The organism is Pseudomonas sp. S2_A02, from assembly GCF_054668495.1.
In genome coordinates this window covers 704,925-726,817 of record NZ_CP162776.1, presented here as the reverse complement: position 1 = coordinate 726,817, position 21,893 = coordinate 704,925, and the positions used below count along the sequence as shown (strand labels likewise).

Below are 21,893 nucleotides of genomic sequence, written 5' to 3'. Positions count from 1 at the left end.
CGTCAGCCGGTTTGCGACTGCTGCGCAGCCGAGCGGGAGCAAGCTCCCTCGCCACAATGATTTGTTGGCGATCGAGTCATGAGCAATGACCGCACAAACGTTTCATCATCTTGATGGCCTTTTGATTACTTTGTGAGTGCGTTCGTCCGCGGAATCAGTACAATCGCCGGCTTTGCTCCCCGAGAACTAACACAGCACAGCGGGGGCGTTCGCGAGAAGTCCCATGCTCATCGGTAGTTATTCCCTTACCCTGGTTTTCATATCGCTCTGTGTGGCGATACTTGCCTCTTATACTGCACTCGACCTCACCGGTCGCATCACCACGGCCAAGGGCCGGGCGGTGCATCTGTGGACGGCAGGTGGCGCTTTTGCTATGGGGATCGGCGTGTGGTCGATGCATTTCATCGGCATGCTCGCGTTCACATTGCCGATCGATCTGGGCTACGACATTACCCTTACGGCGCTGTCCCTATTGATTGCAGTCCTGTCCTGCGGCTTTGCCCTGTGGCTGGTCAGCCAGTCACAACTGCCGGCCTGGCAACTGGCGTTCGGCGCCTTGGTCATGGGCGCTGGCATCAGTGCGATGCATTACACCGGCATGGCCGCCATGCGCATGCAGCCGGGCATTGATTACGATCCTGCACTGTTTAGCGCATCGCTGCTGATCGCCGTCGGTGCATCGGGAGCGGCGTTATGGATCGCGTTCCGCCTGCGCCAGCACGCGCCGTATGTTCGTCTGATTCGCGGCGGTGCAGCGGTGATCATGGGCATCGCCATCGTCGGCATGCACTACACGGGCATGGCTGCGGCGCGCTTTGCCGACGGCAGTTTCTGTGGTGCGGCGGTCGATGGCCTGAACGGCAAGGGCCTGGACAATCTTGTTCTGATCACCACCCTGGCGGTGTTGAGCATTGCCTTGCTGACCTCGATCCTCGATGCCCGTCTGGAGGCCCGTACCGCTGAGCTCGCCCAATCACTGACCGAGGCCAACCGCGAACTCACCCAACTGGCGCTGCACGACACGTTGACCGGGCTGCCGAACCGAGTGCTGTTGGCCGACCGTATCGATCAGGCGATGTCGAGGGTGCAGGAGCAGGGCAGTTGTTTTGCGTTGATGTTCATTGATCTGGACGGCTTCAAACCGGTCAACGATGCATTCGGACACCACATGGGCGACCAGTTGCTGCGTGAAGTCGGCCTGCGCCTGCGCGAGGATTTGCGCAGCCAGGACACCCTGGCGCGGATCGGCGGCGATGAGTTTGTGCTGCTGGTGCAACTCACCGAGCCGAATGACGCGCTGAACCTGGCGGCGCGGCAGGTGGGGCTGATCGGACGCTCGTTCCGGGTCGCGGAACATGACTTGCAGATTTCCGCCAGCGTCGGCATCGCGCTCTATCCGGGCAATGGTCACACCGCCGAGGAATTGCTGATGAACGCCGACGCCGCGATGTACCACGCCAAGGGCGCCGGGAAAAACGGCCACCGCTTCTTCGATGCCTCGATGAACAGCAACGCGCGCAAACAGCTGCAATTGCTGCAAGACCTGCGCAATGCCGTCGATCAGCAGCAGTTCAGTCTCTATTACCAACCCAAGTTCGACGCTGGCAATGGCCGACCGCTAGGTGCCGAGGCGCTGCTGCGCTGGGAACACCCGACCCTGGGCATGCTGTTGCCGGACAGTTTCATCGACCTCGCGGAGAAGACCGGGCTGATCATCCCGATCGGCGAGTGGGTGCTCAACGAAGCTTGCCGTCAGATGCGCGAGTGGTACGTGCTCGGTTACACCGACTGGCGCATCGCGGTGAACCTCTCGGCCTTGCAGTTCTGCCACGCCGGGTTGGTCCAGAGCGTCGCCAAGGCCTTGGCCACTCACCATTTGCCGGCCAACAGCCTGACCCTGGAAATCACCGAAACCACCGCCATGAGCGACGCCGACGCGAGCATGACGGTGTTGCAGGAACTCTCGGAAATGGGCGTTGACCTGTCCATCGACGACTTTGGTACCGGCTATTCGAGCTTGATGTACCTCAAGCGCCTGCCGGCCAATGAACTGAAGATTGATCGGGGTTTCGTCCGCGATCTGGAGCACGACAGCGATGACGCAGCCATCGTCTCGGCCATCGTTGCCCTTGGCCAGGCGCTGGGCTTGCGGATTGTGGCCGAAGGGGTGGAAACCGGTGTCCAGCAAGACTTCCTGACCCAACTCGGTTGCGACTCGTTGCAGGGTTACCTGCTGGGGCACCCGCTGCCTGCCGATCGTTTCATGGCTGATATTCATCGTGGGGAGCAATTGGCTACTGACTGAAATGACTGCCAGTCAAGATTTATAGAGAACCGTGGCGAGGGGGCAAGCCCCCTCGCCACGGGTTTGTGTCATTGGAATTGACGCAGGTTCATGCAAAATCCGCCGATGGCGGTTATTCTTGGCCCCGACTGCTTACGCTTGAAACGGGGGAAATGCCAGCATGGACAAAGTCATCGTCATCACCGGCGGCAGCCGCGGAATCGGCGCCGCCACGGCCCTGTTGGCCGCAGAACAAGGCTATCGGATCTGTATCAACTATCAGTCCGACGAACAGGCGGCGCACAGTGTGCTGGAACAAGTTCGCGCACTCGGCGCCCAGGCCATTGCCGTGCGCGCCGATGTCAGCATCGAAGACGAAGTGATTGGCCTGTTCCACCGCGTAGACACCGAACTTGGTCGGGTCACGGCGCTGGTGAATAACGCCGGGACTGTCGGGCAAAAGTCGCGGATCGACGAAATGTCCGAATTCCGTATTCTGAAAATCCTCAAGACCAACGTACTGGCGCCGATCCTCTGCGCCAAGCACGCGATCCTGCGCATGTCGCCCAAGCATGGCGGGCAGGGCGGCAGCATCGTCAATGTGTCGTCGGTCGCTGCCCGCTTGGGCGCCCCCAGCGAATATGTTGACTACGCTGCGTCCAAAGGCGCGCTGGACACCTTCACCATCGGTCTGTCCAAGGAAGTGGCGGGTGAGGGAATTCGCGTCAACGCCGTGCGTCCGGGTTATATCTACACCGATTTCCATGCGTTGAGCGGCGATCCGGATCGGGTCAGCAAGCTGGAATCGGCGATCCCCATGGCCCGGGGGGGCCGGCCGGATGAAGTGGCGGAGGCAATTGTCTGGTTGTTGTCGGATAAGGCTTCGTATGCGACCGGGACGTTTGTTGATCTTGGTGGTGGGCGCTAATCCTCAAAACTTGCGGTGTCTGTACCGGCCTCTTCGCGGGCAAGCCTCGCTCCTACGGGTTTTGCATAAGTCGTGAGAACAAATTGGACCCGTAGGAGCGAGGCTTGCCCGCGAAGGCGATAGCCCAGACAACATCAAACCTTCAGAACGACCGCACAATCCGCCCCAACGTTTCCATCGCCTTCTCCGAATCCTCGGTCCAAGGGCTGCCATAATTCAGTCGAATACAATTCCTGAACCGCTGGGTCGGTGAAAAGATCGGTCCCGGTGCAATGCTGATCCCTTGCGCCAATGCCATCTGAAACAACTTCAACGAATCCATCTGCGGCGGCAATTCCAGCCACAGGAAATAGCCGCCGGCTGGTTGGCTGACGCGAGTCTCGGCCGGGAAGTAGCGGGCGATGGCGGCGAGCATCGCGCTTTGCTGTTCTTCCAGGGCGTAACGCAGTTTGCGCAGGTGCCGGTCGTAGCCGCCGTGTTGCAGGTAATCGGCGATGGCGGCTTGGGCAGGCATTGAGGCGCAGAGTGAGGTCATGAGCTTCAGGCGTTCGACTTTTTGCGCGTAACGCCCAGCAGCGACCCAGCCGATGCGGTAACCGGGGGCCAGGCTCTTGGCGAACGATCCGCAATGCATCACCAGCCCCTCGGTGTCGAAAGCCTTGGCCGGTTTGGGCGCCTGTTGCCCGTAATAAAGCTCGGCGTAAACGTCGTCTTCGATCAGCGGCACCTGATGGCTGCGCAACAGCTCCACCAGTTCCTGCTTCTTCGCTTCGGGCATGGTCGCGCCCATGGGGTTCTGGAAACTGGTCATGCACCAACAGGCTTTGATCGGATGCCGTTCCAGGGTCTGGGCCAGCACGCCGAGGTCGATGCCGTCTCGCGGGTGGACGGGAATTTCCACCGCTTTGAGCTTCAGCCGTTCCAGCACTTGCAGGCTGGCGTAGAACGCCGGGGCTTCGATGGCCACCAGATCACCGGGTTCGGTGACCGCTTGCAGGCACAGATTCAGGGCTTCGAGGGCGCCGCTGGTGATCAGCAGCTCTTCCATGGGCAACATCAGCCCGCCGACCATGTAGCGCAGGGCGATTTGGCGACGCAGCTGCGGGTTACCCGGCGACATGTCGGTGACGACCATGCGTGGGTCCATTTTCCGGGCGGCACTGATCAGCGAGCGGGACAACCGTTGCAGCGGGAACAGCGTGGGGCTGGGGAAAGCCGAGCCGAAGGGCACGGTGTTCGGATCCTTGATCGAGTCCAGCACTGAGAACACCAGTTCACTGACGTCGACTTTGGTGGACTCGTTGACTTGGCTGCTGATCACCGGCTCCGAGAACGGACTCGGTGCATGCGCATTGACGAAGTAACCGGAACGCGGCCGGGCGCGGATCAGGCCGCGGCGTTCGAGCAGGTAATAGGCCTGGAACACCGTGGACGGGCTGACGCCGTAGGTCTGGCTGGCGTAGCGCACCGATGGCACCCGCTGGCCGGGACCGAGGACACCGGAGCGGATCAGTTCAGCGATGTCGTCGGCGAATTTTTCGTAGCGTTTCATTCAAGTCCCGGTTTGAAGTAATTCAGTGGGTGCGCTGTTGTGGCGAGAGAGCTTGCTTGCGCTGAGTGCGAAGCGCCCCAAAAAATTTACGACTGCTACGCAGCCGAGCGGGAGCAAGCTCCCCTCGCCACAGAGGACCGCATCTGACAAAGGACTGCATCTTAAAGGTTCAACGGTTCATCGGTGCAACAAACCGGCTCTTGGCCACGCTGTAGATGTCCGGTTCATCATTGTCGACAACCTTGAAACTGATGGTCTGCGAACTGCTGCTCGGGCGATCCGTGGTCATGGCTACCGACACCGGCACGTCGACGATCTCACCGGGGGCCAGGCTCAGTTCGCTCTTGCCTTGCAGCTGGAAGCCTTCGCCGTCGACCAGCGTCAATTGATAATCCTGACGTTGCTGGGTCTTGTTGATGACCTTCAGGCTGTAGATGTTTTCGATCTGGCCTGCACTGTTCTCGCGGAACAGGCCACGGTCCTTGCTCACGTCCAGCGACACCATCGGCCGCTCCATCAGTGCCAGGACGAAGGCGCCGATCATCAACAGCAGCACCGCGCTGTAGCCGATCAAGCGAGGGCGCAGCAGGTGGGTCTTGCCACCCTGCAACTCATGCTCCGAGGTGTAGCTGATCAGCCCACGGGCGTAGCCCATTTTGCCCATGATCGAATCACAGGCGTCGATGCACGCTGCGCAACCGATGCATTCCATCTGCAAGCCGTCGCGAATGTCGATGCCGGTCGGGCAGACCTGCACGCACAATTGGCAATCGATGCAATCACCCAGTCCGACCTCGCTGGGTTTGACCTCACGTTTGCGCGGGCCACGATTCTCGCCGCGGGCGACGTCATAGGAAATGGTCAGGGTGTCCTTGTCGAACATCACGCTCTGGAATCGCGCATACGGGCACATGTGCATGCACACCGCTTCGCGCAGCCAACCGGCATTGATGTAAGTGGCTCCGGTGAAGAAAAGCACCCAGAACAGGCTGACACCGCCGATTTGCAAGGTCAGCAGCTCTTCGGCCAGTGGCCGGATCGGGGTGAAGTAGCCGACAAAGGTCAGGCCAGTGAGCAGGCTGATCGCCAGCCAGAGCGTGTGTTTGGCCGCGCGGCGGATCAGTTTGTTCAGGCCCCAGGGCGCGGCTTGCAGCTTGATCCGCTGGTTGCGTTCGCCTTCGGTGAGCTTCTCGCACCACATGAAGATCCATGTCCAGGAACTCTGCGGGCAGGTGTAACCGCACCAGACACGGCCTGCGAACACGGTGATCGCAAACAGGCCGAACGCGGCGATGATCAGCAGCGCCGAAAGCAGAATGAAATCCTGTGGCCAGAAGGTCGCGCCGAAGATGTGGAACTTGCTTTCGGAAAGGTCCCAGAGCACCGCCTGGCGGCCACCCCAGTTCAGCCACACCGTACCGAAGAACAGCAGAAACAGAACCCCCGCGCCACTCATGCGCAGGGTGCGGAACACACCCGTGAAACTGCGGGTGTGGATCAGGTTGTCACTGGATTTGGCCTTTATCTTTGGACGAAAAGGCTCATTGCTTTTTATAAATGAGGCAGGTTCAACGGTTCGGACGGGGATTCTATCGCTCATGGTCTTTCGCTCATCAGCCTCCATCAGGCCTGAGCACTATGACCAGCGATCTGTTTGCATAACAGGCTCAGCTAAATCAATAAAAAGCAGGTCAGATGAGTTTCTGGCGCCTGCCTGCGACAACTTGATGCACCCGCAACGGCTGGCCGCAAACGCCTATGCCAGGTGTTTGCGGCGTGTGTTGATGCGGGTCAGTCAAATCACCGAATCACTGTTCGTGGCCTTCAAATGCCGGCGACCGTCCACGGCACCTGCTACGGTCAATGCATCGGCTTCTGCTTCGGTGATGTAGATGCGCTGGCCGTCGAGGTCGACCATCGACATGGATTTTTCCGGGTCGGTGATGATGGTGACGTCGGAACAAATACGAATTTCTTCGCCGCTTTGGGTGATGAAGAAGCAAGTCTGGTTTTCGATGCGCACGGTCATGGAGGCGTCCTTTTTTCGGCGGATTCTGAAGTGTTAGGACGCATCCGCCGGTCATCGTTCTGTGCAACCGATTAATGGTGGGGGCGGTCCATCTTCTATCGAGTCATTACAACAAGGATTGCGCCATGGACGCCTGGTGGCACGAGGTTTGGGTAACGCTGCAAGGGGAGTTCGCCGACATTGGCGATGCGAAACAATTTACCCAGATTATCGTCCGTTTGCTGATTGCAGCTCTGTTGGGCGGCATTCTGGGGTTTGAGCGTGAACACAAGGGCAAGGCCGCCGGGGTACGCACCCATATGCTTGTGGCGCTGGGTGCGGCGCTGTTCGTGCTGGTGCCGCAAATGTCCGGTTCCCAGGCCGATGCCATGAGCCGCGTGGTGCAAGGCGTGATCGCCGGTATCGGCTTTCTCGGTGCCGGGACAATCCTGAAAAACACCGATGACGAGGCCCATGTCAAAGGCCTGACCACCGCCGCCGGGTTGTGGATGACGGCGGCCATTGGTGTGTCGGCCGGGATCGGCCGCGAGGCGACGGCGGTGTTCAGTACATTGCTGGCGTTGACGATTTTCAGTGTGATGCCGGGTATCGTGCGTTCGCTGGATAAGGATCACACCCCGTAGGCCTGATCACTCCGGGGTGACAATCTCTGGGGGCTGGATGGTTGGCGGTTCTTCCCGGGGTGGCGGGCTGGTGCCGGGTGGGTCCTGCTCCGGGATCGGGCCGGGTTCGGTCGGCGGGGTTGGGGGGGGGGGCGGAATCGTCGGCTCATCGATGTTCGGATCGGGTGTCTCGGCCGGGATTGGAATGTTCATCGAAACAGTCTCCAGTGGCGCATGGCGTGAGTCGTGCTTAAGTTGGTTGACCACTGCGCAAAGGATTTGATTCCGGCAAATTCCTCTGAACTTTTACCGGCGCCTGCTGTTCGGAACTTAAGTGAGTTCATGTCGGGGCAGACCGCTTCGGGTGAACGACGACCAGGCACAAGAGCGTCCTTGGGGCGTTAAGGAGAGATGCTCGATGACCGCTGAAAAACCCACGGAGTTAAGCTACAACCCGCATATCCCGCTGTCTCAGGCATTACTGCTACCGCGAATCGTGATTGAAAACACCATGCCGACCCTCGATGGCGGGCAATTCGCCGTTAAAGCCGTGATCGATCAGGACGTGGTGGTGACCAGCAAGGTGTTTGCCGACGGTCATGACAAACTGGCCGTGCGCATCCGCTGGCGTGCCGACGGCGACGAAACCTGGCAGAGCGAGGTGATGGCCGAGCTGGGCAATAACGGCTGGCAGGGCCAGTTTCGTGTCAAGAAGCAGGGCCGCTATGTGTTCTGCCTCGAAGCCTGGATCGATCAGTTCGCCAGCTTTTGTTATGAACTGGAGAAAAAGCACGTCGCTGGCGTCTCGGTCAGCCTGGAGCTGCAGGAAGGGCGCACTCACGTTCAGCAGGCCGCCGAACGTTCCGAAGGCCAGCTCAGTGAACAACTGGCGGCGTTGCACCATGAATTGTCCGGTCTGCTCGAAACCGAGCAGGTCGCTTTGTTTCTGCACCAGCGTAGCGCGGACTTGATGGCCCAGGCCGACCATCGCCCCTTCCTGAGCCTGAGCCCTGAATACCCGGTGGACGTAGAACGAGCGTTGGCGCAGTTCGCCAGTTGGTATGAACTGTTTCCGCGCTCGATCACTGATGATCCGGCCCGCCACGGCACTTTCAACGATGTGCATTCGCGGCTGCCGATGATCCAGGACATGGGCTTCGACGTGCTGTATTTCACGCCGATCCACCCGATCGGCCGCAGCTACCGCAAAGGCCCGAACAACTCGTTGATCGCCGGCCCCGAAGATCCGGGCAGCCCTTACGCCATCGGTAGCGAAGAGGGCGGGCATGAGGCGATTCACTCGGAACTGGGCACTCGCGAAGATTTTCGCCGGCTCGTCGCGGCCGCCGCCGAGCATGGGCTGGAAGTCGCCCTCGACTTTGCGATTCAGTGTTCCCAGGATCACCCGTGGCTCAAACAGCATCCGGGCTGGTTCAATTGGCGGCCGGACGGCACGATCAAATACGCCGAGAACCCGCCGAAGAAATACCAGGACATCGTCAACGTCGATTTCTATGCCGTGGACGCGATTCCCAGCCTGTGGATTGAGCTGCGCGACATCGTCGTGGGCTGGGTCAAGGAAGGCGTGAAGCTGTTTCGCGTCGACAATCCTCATACCAAACCGTTGCCGTTCTGGCAGTGGATGATCGCCGATGTGCGGGCGCTGTACCCCGAGGTGATCTTCCTGGCTGAGGCCTTTACCACGCCGGCGATGATGGCGCGCCTGGGCAAGGTCGGTTATTCCCAGAGCTACACCTATTTCACCTGGCGCAACACCAAGACCGAGCTGGCGACCTATTTCACCGAACTCAATGAGTCGCCGTGGCGTGAATGCTACCGGCCGAATTTTTTCGTCAACACGCCGGACATCAACCCGGCGTTCCTGCATGAATCCGGGCGCGCGGGTTTTCTGATTCGCGCCGCGCTGGCGACCATGGGCTCCGGGCTGTGGGGCATGTATTCGGGTTTTGAACTGTGTGAAGCGGCACCGGTGCCGGGCCGGGAGGAATACCTCAATTCCGAGAAGTACGAGATCCGCCCACGGGACTTCAATGCGCCGGGCAACATCATTGCCGAAATCGCCCAGCTCAACCGCATCCGCCGCCAGAACCCGGCGTTGCACACCCACCTGGGCCTGAAGGTCTACAACGCCTGGAACGACAACATCCTGTACTTCGGCAAACGCAGCGTCGACGGCAGCAATTTCATTCTGGTGGCGGTCAGCCTCGATCCGCATCACGCCCAGGAGGCGAACTTTGAATTGCCGCTGTGGGAAATGGGCCTGCCCGACGATGCCAGCACCCACGGCGAAGACTTGATGAATGGTCACCGCTGGACCTGGCACGGTAAGTACCAGTTCATGCGGATCGAACCGTGGCATCAACCGTTCGGGATTTGGCGGATTACCAGTTCCTGAGCCTGGCGAAGATCAAATGTGGGAGCGGCGGTGCGACGATTCGACTTGCTCGCGAAGGGGCCATAACAGTCAGCATTGATGTCGCCTGACACACCGCTTTCGCGAGCAAGCCCGCTCCCACACTGACCGCATTTCTTCAGGCAGTTGATGTTTTCCCAGAATTTTTCAGGAGTTACAAATGGCGAAGAAACCCAGGTCAGCCACCTTTATCAAAGACCCGCTCTGGTATAAGGATGCGGTGATCTATCAGGTTCACGTTAAGTCTTTTTTCGACTCCAACAATGACGGGATCGGCGACTTTCCCGGCCTTATCGCCAAGCTCGATTACATTGCCGATCTGGGCGTCAACACCATCTGGCTGTTGCCGTTCTACCCCTCGCCACGACGTGACGATGGCTATGATATCGCCGAATACCGTGGCGTGCACCCTGACTACGGCACCATGGCCGATGCCAAGCGCTTCATTGCCGAGGCCCATAAACGCGGCCTGCGGGTGATTACCGAACTGGTCATCAATCACACCTCGGACCAGCACGCGTGGTTCCAGCGCGCGCGCAAGGCCAAGCCTGGTTCGGCGGCCCGCGACTTCTACGTGTGGTCCGATAACGACCAGAAATACGATGGCACTCGCATCATCTTTCTCGACACCGAAAAGTCCAACTGGACCTGGGACCCGGTGGCCGGTCAGTACTTCTGGCACCGTTTCTATTCGCACCAACCGGACCTTAACTTCGACAACCCGCAGGTAATGAAAGCAGTGTTGTCGGTGATGCGTTACTGGCTCGACATGGGTATCGACGGACTGCGGCTGGACGCAATCCCGTACCTGATCGAGCGCGACGGCACCAACAACGAAAACCTGCCCGAGACCCACGACGTCCTCAAGCAGATCCGTGCCGAGATCGACGCCAATTACCCCGACCGCATGCTGCTGGCCGAGGCCAATCAGTGGCCGGAAGACACGCAGCTGTACTTCGGTGACACCGACAAAAAGGGCCTGAACGGTGACGAATGCCACATGGCGTTCCACTTCCCGTTGATGCCGCGCATGTACATGGCGCTGGCCCAGGAGGACCGTTTCCCGATTACCGACATTCTGCGGCAGACCCCGGAAATTCCGGCCAACTGCCAGTGGGCGATTTTCCTGCGCAACCACGATGAGCTGACCCTGGAAATGGTCACCGACCGGGAGCGCGATTACCTGTGGAATTACTACGCCGCCGACCGTCGGGCGCGGATCAATCTAGGGATTCGCCGGCGTCTGGCTCCGTTGATGGAACGTGATCGCCGCCGCGTGGAGTTGCTTAACAGTCTGCTGCTGTCGATGCCCGGCACGCCGACCCTGTATTACGGCGATGAAATTGGCATGGGCGACAACATCTACCTCGGCGACCGCGACGGTGTGCGCACGCCGATGCAGTGGTCGATCGACCGCAACGGCGGATTCTCCCGCGCAGACCCGGCCAGCCTGGTGTTGCCGCCGATCATGGACCCGCTCTATGGTTATCTGTCGGTCAATGTCGAAACCCAGGCCGGTGACCCTCATTCGTTGTTGAACTGGAACCGGCGCCTGCTCGCGGTGCGCAAGCAGTCCAAGGCCTTCGGTCGTGGGACGTTGAAGATGCTCTCGCCGAGCAATCGACGGATTCTGGCGTATACCCGCGAATTCACCGGCCCGGACGGCAAGCACGAGATTATTTTGTGCGTGGCCAACGTGTCCCGCAGCGCGCAAGCGGCGGAACTGGATCTGTCGGCTTACGTCGGCATGGTTCCGGTGGAGATGCTTGGCGGTAATGCTTTCCCGCCCATCGGCCAGTTGAATTTCCTGCTGACGCTGGCGCCTTATGGCTTCTATTGGTTCGGGCTGGCGGCGGAAAACCAAATGCCGAGTTGGCACGTGGAACCGGCGCAAAGCCTGCCGGACTTCACCACCCTGGTGCTGAAGAAACGCATGGAAGAGCTGCTCGATGCACCGTCCCGCCACACCCTGGAGCAGGGCATCCTGCCGAGCTGGTTGCAGAACCGCCGCTGGTACGCCGGCAAGGACGGTATCATCGACAACGTCAACCTCGCTTACGGCGTGCGTTTTGGCGACCCGCAGCATCCAGTGCTGTTGGGTGAAATCGACGTCACCAGCGGCGGTCAGACCAGCCGCTATCAGTTGCCATTCGGTTTTATCTCCGAGGAGCAGGTCGGCGCGGCGTTGCCGCAGCAATTGGCGCTGGCCAGGGTCCGGCGCGGCCGTCAGGTCGGTTTGATCACCGACGCCTTCAGTCTCGACAGCTTTGTTCATGCGGTGTTGCAGAGTATGCAGGCCGGCATGGTGTTGCCGTCGGACGGCGGCGAGATCCGCTTCGAGCCTACCGACGAACTGGCCAGACTTGGCCTGACGGCCGAGTCGGAGGTGCGGTACCTGTCCGCCGAGCAATCTAACAGTTCGGTGGTGATCGGCAGCAGCCTGGTGCTGAAACTGATCCGCAAGGTCGCATCAGGCGTGCACCCGGAACTGGAAATGAGTGCGTACCTGACCCATGCCGGTTTCAGCAATATTTCGCCACTGCTAGGGTCGGTGATTCGTCGCGATGCGGCGGGCGAGGACACGCTGTTGATGATCGCCCAAGGCTACTTGAGCAATCAGGGCGACGCGTGGGAGTGGACCCAGAACAACCTCGAACGGGCACTTCGCGACGAACTCGCCGATGCTGTGTCGGAGCAGGAGCAGCACTACAACGCCCTCGGCGAGCTGAAGGATTTTGCCGGCATGCTTGGCCAGCGCCTGGGGGAAATGCATCAGGTGTTGGCGGCCCCGAGCGCCAACCCGGACTTCGCTCCACAGGTCACCACCCAGAAAGATGCCCTGGCCTCGGCCAAGGATGTGGCGGCGCAGCTGGAACATGCCCTGAAGTTACTCAAGCAGCATCAAACTGAACTGAACGCCGCTGATCAGGCATTGGTCAGTCGCTTGCTGGACAACAAAAAAGCCATCCTCAGTCATGTCCAGGAACTGGGTAAAAAGTCTGCTGGCGGTTTGCGTATCCGCGTCCATGGTGACTTGCACCTGGGGCAGGTGCTGGTGATCAAGGGCGATGCCTACCTGATCGATTTCGAGGGCGAGCCGGCGCGGCCGTTGCATGAGCGCCGAGGCAAGCACAGCCCTTATAAAGATGTCAGCGGCGTGTTGCGCTCCTTCGATTACGCCGCGGCGATGGCAATCAATGTGCACAACGTCGACAACACCGCTGACGCCCGGGCGGCGCGTCAACGGGTCGCCGATCGTTATCTGAGGGAAGCGCGGCAAGCATTTGTCGACGCTTATCGGCTGGCGGCAGCTAGTCTTGCTCATGCATGGCAAGATCCTGAAGGCGAAGACGCCGCGCTGGCGTTGTTCGGTCTGGAGAAGGCGGCTTATGAAGTGGCCTATGAGGCTGAAAATCGCCCCACCTGGCTGCCTGTGCCGTTGCACGGGTTATATGGACTATTGAGTGGGCTTAAACCCTTTTCCGATCTTGGTGGAGAGTAGTCATGAGTTTCTCGAACAAGGAACAGGGGCACGTTACACAGGCGCTGCTACCCAAGGCGCGGGATATCGACGCATTGGTACGCGCCGAGCATCAGGATCCCTTTGCGATTCTCGGCCCGCACGGCGATGGCGCTGGCGGGCAATTCATTCGAGCCTATCTACCGGACGCCTTGAGCGTGCAGGTGGTGGACAAGGAATCCGGGGAAGAGCTCGGCAGCCTTGAGACCACGCAAACCCCGGGGCTGTTCGTCGGGCACTTCGAGCGGGCCCGACCCTATCTGTTGCGAACCCGTTGGGCCGGTGGCGAGCAACTCGCCGAGGACCCTTACAGCTTTGGCCCATTGCTCGGCGAGATGGATTTGTATCTGTTCGCCGAGGGCAATCACCGGGACTTGAGCAGTTGCCTCGGTGCGCAACTGAAGACGGTCGATGGCGTCGACGGCGTACGCTTCGCCGTATGGGCACCGAATGCCAGAAGGGTCTCGGTGGTCGGCGATTTCAACGTCTGGGACGGTCGCCGGCATCCGATGCGCCTACGCCATCCTACCGGGGTCTGGGAGTTGTTCATTCCGCGCCTGCAAGCGGGGGAGCTCTACAAATACGAAATCCTTGGCGCCCACGGTATTTTGCCGCTCAAGGCCGACCCGATGGCCCTCGCCACCGCACTGCCGCCGGACACCGCCTCAAAAGTCGCCTCGCCGCTGAAAATCGACTGGCACGACGACGCCTGGATGCAGTCGCGGGGCGAGCGTCAGCGAACCAGTGCACCGCTGTCGATTTACGAGTTGCATGCCGGTTCCTGGCAATGCGAGCTGGATGACCTGGGCGAGGTCGCCCGTCAGTACACTTGGCCCGAGTTGGCCGAGCGGCTGATTCCTTACGTGAAGGAGCTGGGTTTCACCCACATCGAACTGATGCCGATCATGGAGCATCCGTTCGGTGGCTCCTGGGGTTATCAATTGCTGTCGCAATTCGCCCCGAGCGCCCGTTACGGCACGCCGGATGACTTCGCCGCGTTCGTCAATGCCTGTCACCAGGCCGAGATTGGCGTGATCCTCGATTGGGTGCCGGCGCATTTCCCCACCGATACCCATGGCCTGGCGCAATTCGACGGCACCGCGTTGTATGAATACGGCAACCCGCAGGAAGGTTTTCACCAGGACTGGGACACGCTGATCTACAACCTCGGCCGCACCGAGGTGCACGGCTACATGCTGGCATCGGCGCTGCATTGGCTCAGGCATTTCCACGTCGATGGCCTGCGCGTGGATGCAGTGGCGTCGATGCTGTATCGCGATTACTCGCGCAAGGCCGGCGAATGGGTGCCCAACCGTCACGGCGGTCGGGAGAACCTGGAGGCCATTGATTTCGTCCGCCATCTCAACGATGTGGTGGCCCTGGAAACGCCGGGCGCGTTGGTGATTGCCGAAGAATCCACGGCGTGGCCGGGTGTCAGCCAGAGCACGCAACAGGGTGGGCTGGGTTTTGCCTATAAGTGGAACATGGGCTGGATGCATGACTCGCTGCATTACATTCAGCAAGATCCGGTGTACCGCGCCCATCATCACAACGAGCTGAGTTTCGGCCTGGTGTATGCGTGGTCCGAGCGCTTCATCCTGCCGATTTCCCACGATGAAGTGGTGCATGGCAAGCATTCGCTGATCGACAAGATGCCCGGGGACCGCTGGCAGAAGTTTGCCAACCTGCGGGCTTATCTGAGTTTCATGTGGACACATCCCGGCAAGAAACTGCTGTTCATGGGCTGCGAGTTCGGCCAGTGGCGCGAGTGGAATCACGATCAGCAACTGGACTGGTATTTGCTGCAATACCCGGAACACCAAGGTGTGCGCAAACTGGTCGGTGACCTGAATCGGTTGTATCGCGAAGAACCGGCGCTGCACGATCAGGATGATGCCCCGCAGGGCTTTCAGTGGTTGATTGGCGACGATGCGCTCAACAGCGTTTACGCCTGGCTGCGCTGGAGCAAGGATGGGCGGCCGGTGTTGGTGGTGGCCAACTTCACCCCGGTGCCGCGACAGGCCTACCGCGTCGGTGTACCGTTTGCCGGGCGTTGGGTCGAGTTGATCAATAGCGATGCCGACACTTATGCCGGGTCCAATTACGGCAACGGCGGCGGAGTGTTCACCGACGAAGAACCGAGCCATGGCCAGGCCCTCTCACTGGAGTTGAACCTGCCGCCGTTGGGGGTGTTGATTTTGCGTCCGGAGGGTTAGGAATCCTGATCGTTCCCACGCGGAGCGTGGGAACGATCAAAGCTCTGTGTGAGAACGATCATCGGCCAGGCTTTACCACCGCATCCGCACCCCAAGGCTGCCAATCAACCCGTTCAGATCATTGTCATCCACATCGCTGCTGTAATCAGCGCTGACATACAGGCTGACCAAAGGTGTCACTCTGGCCACCAGCCCCAGACCCACATCCACCGTCGATGAATTCCGGCTGCTGCTGATTTTGTCGACCTGATCCAGGCTCACGGTATTGCCGGTGTACACCGTATGCCACACGTTGGTGCGCACATAAGGTTCGACCGGCAGGCCGTTAATATCGTAACTGCCTTTCAAGCGTGCACCGACCCGACCGCTCCAGGACGTCAAGTCGCTGGATGACGCACTACCAGAACCGGCATACGGCATATCCAGCGTAATGCGTTGATTGATCAACTGCGCCTGGGGCTCGACCACCCAGTTATTACCCAGACCAATCGGGAAACCACCTTCTACCGAGAGCGTCACTGCGCTGCCTTCGGTGGCTTGTCGCGCGCCCTGGTCATTGCGACTGTAGCCGTTGACCCGGCCACCGCTGGCCGTCAAGTCTACGTGCCAGCCTTGCGGACCGGTCAGGCTCCAGTAGGCGCCGAGACTCTGGCCTTGAAGGCTGAGCGTGTCATGGCCGGGATCGGCAAGGGCGCGACTGGTCAGCAGGCCGTTGTCATTGCCCTGGAATTGGGTGGTGCCGCCGATCAGTCCGACCCGTTGTGTATGGCCGCTGTTGCTTTGTACGGTCAGCAGTGCCGGGCCTCTGAATTCACTGGAGCCGGGGATAGAAGACCCCTGGGCCAGAGAGTCGGTTTGGGCCTGCCGAGAGGTCTTCCCGTAGACGTGGTCCCAGGCTGAAGGCGAGGCATCTTCAACCGTCAGGCGTGAGCTTTGTAAGTCTGGATTGATGCGTAAGCGGCTGGGATACGTGGCGGAGGCGGTGGGCAAGGTGAGGGTCGGCAGTGCCTGGTTGTACCAGGGAGTTGGTTCGTCCTCGGCAGGCGAGGCCTTCACTTCCATGGATGAGCACAGCAGGAGTGAACTGGTGACAGTGCAAAAAGTGATTTTGATCTCTTGTGGGGTGAGCGAAGTTTTCATGGGGGTCTACCTTGCAATCGCATGCGTATCTCGCTTTGGCGTCTCTCCTACCCCGAATGAGGGGCGACCGAATGGATTGAGGCAAGGTCAGATCCGCCCGTTTTTACAGGAGTCTGGAGGCTTGCCCCTGATGGATTTCCGGGGGTAGTAAGCACTAGCTAAGAAGACTGCCGACCCTGCGTCAAGAAAGTGGCCGATAAGCGGTATGGCTATTTTAGACCTTGTAAGTGACTGATTTTTGGCGTGTATATAAGTTGTTGTTTATGCAAAAAATCATCCAAAAAGGTGCGGTCCAAACGCGTTGGGTAGGGGGCTCTCGGTTGTTTGAAGGATGATCCAGCAGAGGATAATCAAATGGCGTGGGTACGCCATTGCTGTCATTTTTTCTGTCAGAGTTGGCAGTACTTGGCGACTGTCATTTGACGGTATTACAGGCGCACTTCCACCGCCAGTGGTAAATGGTCCGACAGATGCGTCCAGGGTTTGTGGCCGAGTATTCGCGGTTCATGGCTGCTGGCATTACGCAGGTAGATCCGGTCCAGGCGCAGCAGGGGAAAACGCGCCGGGTAAGTTTTCGCCGGTCGACCATGATGGCGCTCGAAGGCTTCATGCAGGTAGTCGCGCCGGGCGAGGGCGGCATTGCCTTGCAACTGCCAGTCGTTAAAGTCGCCGGCAATGATCACCGGGGCGTCATCGGGCAGCGATTCGAGCAACAGGCAGAGCAACTGCAGCTGGAGTTGTCGATGGCTTTCCAACAGGCTCAGGTGCACGCAAATGGCATGCACTTCGGCATGCCCCGGCACATCCAGAACACAGTGCAACAACCCGCGCCGTTCGGGGCCGGTGATCGAGACGTCGAGGTTGCGAAATTCACGGATCGGGTATTTCGACAGCAGGGCATTGCCGTGATGGCCGTCGGGATAGACCGCGTTACGGCCGTAAGCGAAATCGCTCCACATGCTGTCGGCCAGGAACTCGTATTGCGAGGTCTGTGGCCAGTCGTTGTAACGTGAAGAATGCCGGTCGTGCTCACCGACCACTTCCTGCAGAAACACCAAGTCTGCCGACGTGCTACGTACCGCTTCACGCAGTTCCGGGAGGATGAAACGCCGGTTGAGGGCGGTGAAGCCTTTGTGGGTATTGACCGTCAGCACTCTCAGACGATGAATCGCCACAGGGGTGTTCGATAGCATTGATTCGACGGCCTGTCGCTCGGCATCACTGGTCACGTTCACTCCTCTGAATCAAGGCTGCTGTTTCCATGCGACTGATACAAGGGCGAGCAGTTCAGTTTGAGCGACGCCAATCCAATGTGGGAGCGAGCCTGGATGGTTGTCTGATTGAGAACCGGGGCATCAGACAAACACAATTTCATATGGCAATCGCATGCGCTCCAGTATCACCGGGGGCAGCATTGGGGCGATGCCGATTGCCGGCTCGCCGTCGAGTTGGCTGGCGTAGGCGTAGGTGGCGTGGCTTTTGCGCGCGACGGTCCAGGTGTCAAGGCGTACCTTGCGTGCGCGATGCCAGGGGATCAACCCGTGGTCGCGTGTCGGCCAGTGCCAGGCCCAGACGGGTACTTCGTTGAGCGTTGCCCCGACCAGGGCCGCGGCTCTGGCGCTGGCACGGCCGACGGCGTCATGGTCGACATTACCGTCTTCGCACCACGTGCTGAACACCACATCGCCAGGGCGCAAGTAACGGGCGATGAATTGGGTCAATTCGGACTCCCGCTCTGCAAGAGCGTTGTCTGTGAAGCCGCCGCGAATCCACTTCAGGCTGTGCATCGGCAACCCGAGTCGGCGCAAGGCTTCGACGCTTTCCTGGGGCCGGAACACGCTCAGGCGTTTTTCCGACCACTGTCGCGATCCCGGATGGCTGGCGCTACCGTCGGTGATCGAGATCAATTGCAGGGGATGACCAAGGGAGCACAACAACTGCAGCAGACCACCGCAGGTCACCACTTCATCGCCGGGATGCGGCGCGATGACTACCGCGCGAGCGCCGGCCGGGACCAGTGTTTCTGTGTTGATGACAGGGATGTTGTCCAGTTGCGGGGCGCTGTTCCAGATCTGCGCAAGCGAGCTGTTTTCGCTGATGGAAACTGATTTCATAGGCGCTACGTCCTTGTTCTGTCGTGCCCTCAGTCATGCGTATTACTTGCAGGACGCAAGCCTGGCAGACCCGTGAAGGCGGGGGTAAATAGCAATTACAGCGCTCCGAACCCTGGATTGCCGCGGGCAGAGTATTGCTCATGGAATGCTATTCGTCGCCTCAGCCTTTGGTCTGATATGGCTTTTTAATCCGGGTTGTGTCGTGTTTCGCAAATAATCAGCAAAACCTTCGAGGGTAAGCGCATTCCCTGTGGGAGCGGGCTTGCTCGCGAAGGCGGTGTGTCAGTCAACATTGATATTGAATGTGATGGCCTCTTCGCGAGCAAGCCCGCTCCCACAGGTTGCGTTGATTGGCATGGCCCCTGAAGATCACTCGTCGTCTTCACGCTGCAATTCAAACAACAGCAGCGAACGGCCAGTGACTGAATATTCGTGACCGAACTCGAAGCGTTCCTGGCCACGAATCGAGGGTTGATTGGTATCGATCATGCAAGTCCAGAAACCGCCGTCAGGCACTTCCGGTAGCAGGAAGTTGACGATGTCATGGTGGGCGTTGACCACCAGTAGCAAGGTTGCGTCGGCGCCCTTGCGGCGAATGCCGGTTTCCTGGGCGCGGCCATCGAGCAGCATGCCCAGGCAACGACCGTGGCCTTCTTCCCATTGTTCGATGGACATTTCGCTGCCGTCCGGGGCCAGCCAGGTCACGTCCTTGACGCCGATGTCTTCGTTGTAATTGCCCACCAGGAAGCGTCCGCGACGCAGAATCGGATAGGCCAGGCGCAATTTGATCAGGCGTTTGACGAACTTGAGCAGGGCCTTGCCGTCGTCGCTCAGGTCCCAGTTGACCCAACCGATCTCGCTGTCCTGGCAGTAGGCGTTGTTATTACCTTCCTGGGTGCGGGCGAACTCATCGCCGGCCACCAGCATCGGCGTGCCCTGGGACAGCAGCAACGTGGCGAAGAAGTTACGCATCTGGCGCTGGCGCAGCTCGTTGATCTCGGGATCGTCGGTGGGGCCTTCGACACCGTGGTTCCAGGACAGGTTGTTGTTGCTGCCGTCCTGATTGTTCTCGTCGTTAGCTTCGTTGTGTTTGTCGTTGTACGACACCAGGTCGTTCAGGGTGAAACCGTCGTGGGCGGTGACGAAGTTCACCGAGGCATACGGTCGCCGGCCACGCTGATTGAACATCTCGCCGGAGGCGGTCATGCGACTGGCGAAGTCCGCCAGTTGGCCGTCGTCGCCTTTCCAGAACGCGCGCACGGTGTCGCGGAATTTGTCATTCCACTCAACCCAACCCGGTGGAAAGTTGCCGACTTGATAGCCCCCGGGGCCGCAATCCCAGGCTTCTGCAATCATCTTCACCTGGCGCAGCACCGGGTCCTGACGGCAGGCCACGAGAAAGCTGTGACGCTCGTCGAAACCGTCGTGGTAGCGGCCGAGGATGGTCGCCAGGTCAAAACGGAAACCGTCCACATGCATTTCCGTGGCCCAGTAACGCAGGGAGTCGGTGACCATTTGCAGCACGCACGGGTGACTCAGGTCCAGGGTATTGCCGGTCCCGGAATCGTTGATGTAGTAGCGCTTGTCGTCGGGCATCAAGCGGTAGTATGAGGCGTTGTCGATGCCGCGCATCGACAGGGTCGGGCCTTGTTCGTTGCCCTCGGCGGTGTGGTTGTAGACCACGTCGAGGATCACTTCCAGATTGGCCTCGTGCAGGTGCGCGACCATCTCCTTGAACTCGGCGATCTTGCCGCTGGCCAGGTAGCGCGGGTCCGGGGCAAAGAACGCGATGCTGTTGTAACCCCAGTAATTGGTCATGCCTTTGTGCAGCAGATGCTGGTCATTGACGAAGGCATGAATCGGCAGCAATTCCACGGTCGACACACCGAGCTTGCGGATGTGTTCGAGCACGTCATCGACCATCAACCCGGCGAAGGTGCCACGCAGATTCTCGGGGACGGAGGGGTGACGCATGCTGAAACCGCGTACGTGTGTTTCATAAATGATCGTTTTGTCCCACGGCACGCTGACACGATGGTCATGACCCCAGGTGTGAGCCGGGTCGATCACTTTGCATTTGGGCACGAAGGGCGCGCTGTCCCGTTCATCGAAACTGAGGTCGGCGTCAGGATGGCCGATGGTGTAGCCAAACAACGCTTCGGACCATTTCAATCGACCGACCAATTGCTTGGCATAGGGATCGATCAGCAGCTTGTTGGGGTTGAAACGATGACCGTTGGCCGGGTCATACGGACCGTACACGCGATAGCCGTAGATCAACCCCGGGTGGGCGTCGGGCAAGTAGCCGTGGTAGATCTCGTCGGTGTATTCCGGCAATTCGATACGCTCGAGTTCCACCTCGCCGGCATCGTCGAAGATGCACAGTTCGACCTTGGTCGCGTTAGCCGAAAACAGCGCGAAATTGACCCCCAGGCCATCCCAGGTCGCGCCAAGCGGGAAGGGCAGGCCTTCACGGATTCGCGAGGCCTCGGCATGAGGTTCGGGCGCGGTTTTCTTTGGACTACTCATAGATGCTCCTGCATTGGGGGGCGGTACTGGGCTAATGCCGGTCAGCTGTGGCGAGGGAGCTTGCTCCCGTTGGGCCGCGAAGCGGCCCCCTATCCCCAAAAGAGGGGGACCGCTTCGCAGTCCAACGGGAGCAAGCTCCCTCGCCACAATCAAGCGGGGCAAGGCGATAAAGCGTCAGGTCGTTGGCGGTTTACGCGCGGCGCGAGGCTTTTTCACCGTGGTTTTTTCTCCCGGCGGGATAACTGTCGAAGCGGCGGCGGGTTTGGCTTTTGGCTTGGTTTTAGCTTTGAGTGCGGGTTCGATGTCTTTGGCATTGACCAGCTTGCCGTCTGGCTTGCCGAGTGCCGACTTGGTGCCGACGCGTTTGCTGCCGGTCACTTTCGATGACTTGCCGGGAGCCAGTGCTTCAGCTTCGGCCAGTTTGCAGGCCATCTCCCAATGGCGTTTTTCCTGGCCCACGGGTTTTCCCTCGGACTCCCAGATTTGATAGGCAAATTCGCGGATGCGTTTATCGTCGGTACTCATCGCAATGCTCCTGAACTGAA

General features: G+C 59.7%; 15 protein-coding genes. 6 read left to right on the top strand and 9 right to left on the bottom strand.

The annotated features are described in order from the left end of the window. Positions 1-223: 223 nt before the first annotated feature. Together AB4O41_RS03045 and AB4O41_RS03040 are read left to right on the top strand one after the other, a co-directional pair. Positions 224-2,305 carry a putative bifunctional diguanylate cyclase/phosphodiesterase gene (locus AB4O41_RS03045; protein ID WP_460146140.1) on the top strand — a complete coding sequence of 694 codons (2,082 nt, stop codon included), beginning with the start codon at positions 224-226 and terminating at the stop codon, positions 2,303-2,305. Positions 2,306-2,465: 160 nt separating this feature from the next. Next, positions 2,466-3,212: an SDR family oxidoreductase gene (locus AB4O41_RS03040; RefSeq protein ID WP_008069154.1), complete on the top strand. Its 747-nt coding sequence runs from the start codon at positions 2,466-2,468 to the stop codon at positions 3,210-3,212. A 142-nt stretch (positions 3,213-3,354) separates the two neighbouring features. Here AB4O41_RS03040 and mapR read toward each other — a convergent pair whose 3' ends face one another. From mapR to AB4O41_RS03025, 3 genes are all read right to left on the bottom strand, one after another. Next, a complete protein-coding gene (gene mapR, locus AB4O41_RS03035; protein WP_460146138.1) occupies positions 3,355-4,764 on the bottom strand; it encodes a GntR family transcriptional regulator MpaR in 1,410 nt (469 codons plus the stop codon). Between the two features lie 169 nt (positions 4,765-4,933). Continuing rightward, complete coding sequence (ccoG, locus tag AB4O41_RS03030) at positions 4,934-6,364, bottom strand: cytochrome c oxidase accessory protein CcoG (protein WP_460146137.1); 1,431 nt, start codon at positions 6,362-6,364, stop codon at positions 4,934-4,936. A 195-nt stretch (positions 6,365-6,559) separates the two neighbouring features. Beyond that, positions 6,560-6,793 carry a DUF3203 family protein gene (locus tag AB4O41_RS03025; protein WP_460146135.1) on the bottom strand — a complete coding sequence of 78 codons (234 nt, stop codon included), beginning with the start codon at positions 6,791-6,793 and terminating at the stop codon, positions 6,560-6,562. Positions 6,794-6,918: 125 nt separating this feature from the next. On the opposite strand from AB4O41_RS03025, the gene AB4O41_RS03020 reads away from it, so the two are divergent. Then, the gene (locus tag AB4O41_RS03020; protein ID WP_460146134.1) at positions 6,919-7,416 is read left to right on the top strand and encodes an MgtC/SapB family protein; all 498 of its coding nucleotides are present in this window, start codon (positions 6,919-6,921) and stop codon (positions 7,414-7,416) included. Positions 7,417-7,422: 6 nt separating this feature from the next. On the opposite strand, the gene AB4O41_RS03015 is transcribed toward AB4O41_RS03020, so the two are convergent. Continuing rightward, complete coding sequence (locus tag AB4O41_RS03015; protein WP_460146132.1) at positions 7,423-7,608, bottom strand: hypothetical protein; 186 nt, start codon at positions 7,606-7,608, stop codon at positions 7,423-7,425. Between the two features lie 205 nt (positions 7,609-7,813). Here AB4O41_RS03015 and AB4O41_RS03010 point away from each other — a divergent pair, with 205 nt between their 5' ends. From AB4O41_RS03010 to glgB, 3 genes are all read left to right on the top strand, one after another. Next, positions 7,814-9,811: an alpha-1,4-glucan--maltose-1-phosphate maltosyltransferase gene (locus AB4O41_RS03010; protein ID WP_460146130.1), complete on the top strand. Its 1,998-nt coding sequence runs from the start codon at positions 7,814-7,816 to the stop codon at positions 9,809-9,811. A 178-nt stretch (positions 9,812-9,989) separates the two neighbouring features. Further along, positions 9,990-13,331: a maltose alpha-D-glucosyltransferase gene (treS, locus tag AB4O41_RS03005; protein ID WP_460146129.1), complete on the top strand. Its 3,342-nt coding sequence runs from the start codon at positions 9,990-9,992 to the stop codon at positions 13,329-13,331. 2 nt (positions 13,332-13,333) lie between these two features. Then, on the top strand, positions 13,334-15,565 hold the full coding sequence (glgB, locus tag AB4O41_RS03000) for a 1,4-alpha-glucan branching protein GlgB (protein WP_460146128.1): 2,232 nt from the start codon (positions 13,334-13,336) through the stop codon (positions 15,563-15,565). A gap of 72 nt (positions 15,566-15,637) precedes the next feature. On the opposite strand, the gene AB4O41_RS02995 is transcribed toward glgB, so the two are convergent. The 5 genes from AB4O41_RS02995 to AB4O41_RS02975 all read right to left on the bottom strand — a co-directional run bounded on the left by AB4O41_RS02995 (position 15,638) and on the right by AB4O41_RS02975 (position 21,873). Beyond that, on the bottom strand, positions 15,638-16,705 hold the full coding sequence (locus AB4O41_RS02995; RefSeq protein ID WP_460146127.1) for an autotransporter domain-containing protein: 1,068 nt from the start codon (positions 16,703-16,705) through the stop codon (positions 15,638-15,640). Positions 16,706-17,133: 428 nt separating this feature from the next. Next, entirely contained in the window at positions 17,134-17,934 is an 801-nt protein-coding gene (locus tag AB4O41_RS02990) for an endonuclease/exonuclease/phosphatase family protein (protein WP_367371694.1), read from the bottom strand. Positions 17,935-18,060: 126 nt separating this feature from the next. Continuing rightward, positions 18,061-18,819 (bottom strand): PIG-L deacetylase family protein, encoded by a 759-nt coding sequence (locus tag AB4O41_RS02985; protein WP_460146126.1) that lies wholly within the window; start codon positions 18,817-18,819, stop codon positions 18,061-18,063. 369 nt (positions 18,820-19,188) lie between these two features. Then, on the bottom strand, positions 19,189-21,348 hold the full coding sequence (gene glgX, locus AB4O41_RS02980) for a glycogen debranching protein GlgX (RefSeq protein ID WP_460146125.1): 2,160 nt from the start codon (positions 21,346-21,348) through the stop codon (positions 19,189-19,191). A gap of 174 nt (positions 21,349-21,522) precedes the next feature. Next, positions 21,523-21,873, bottom strand: coding sequence for a DUF2934 domain-containing protein (locus AB4O41_RS02975; RefSeq protein ID WP_367371691.1), 351 nt, complete (start codon positions 21,871-21,873; stop codon positions 21,523-21,525). Positions 21,874-21,893 lie beyond the last annotated feature (20 nt).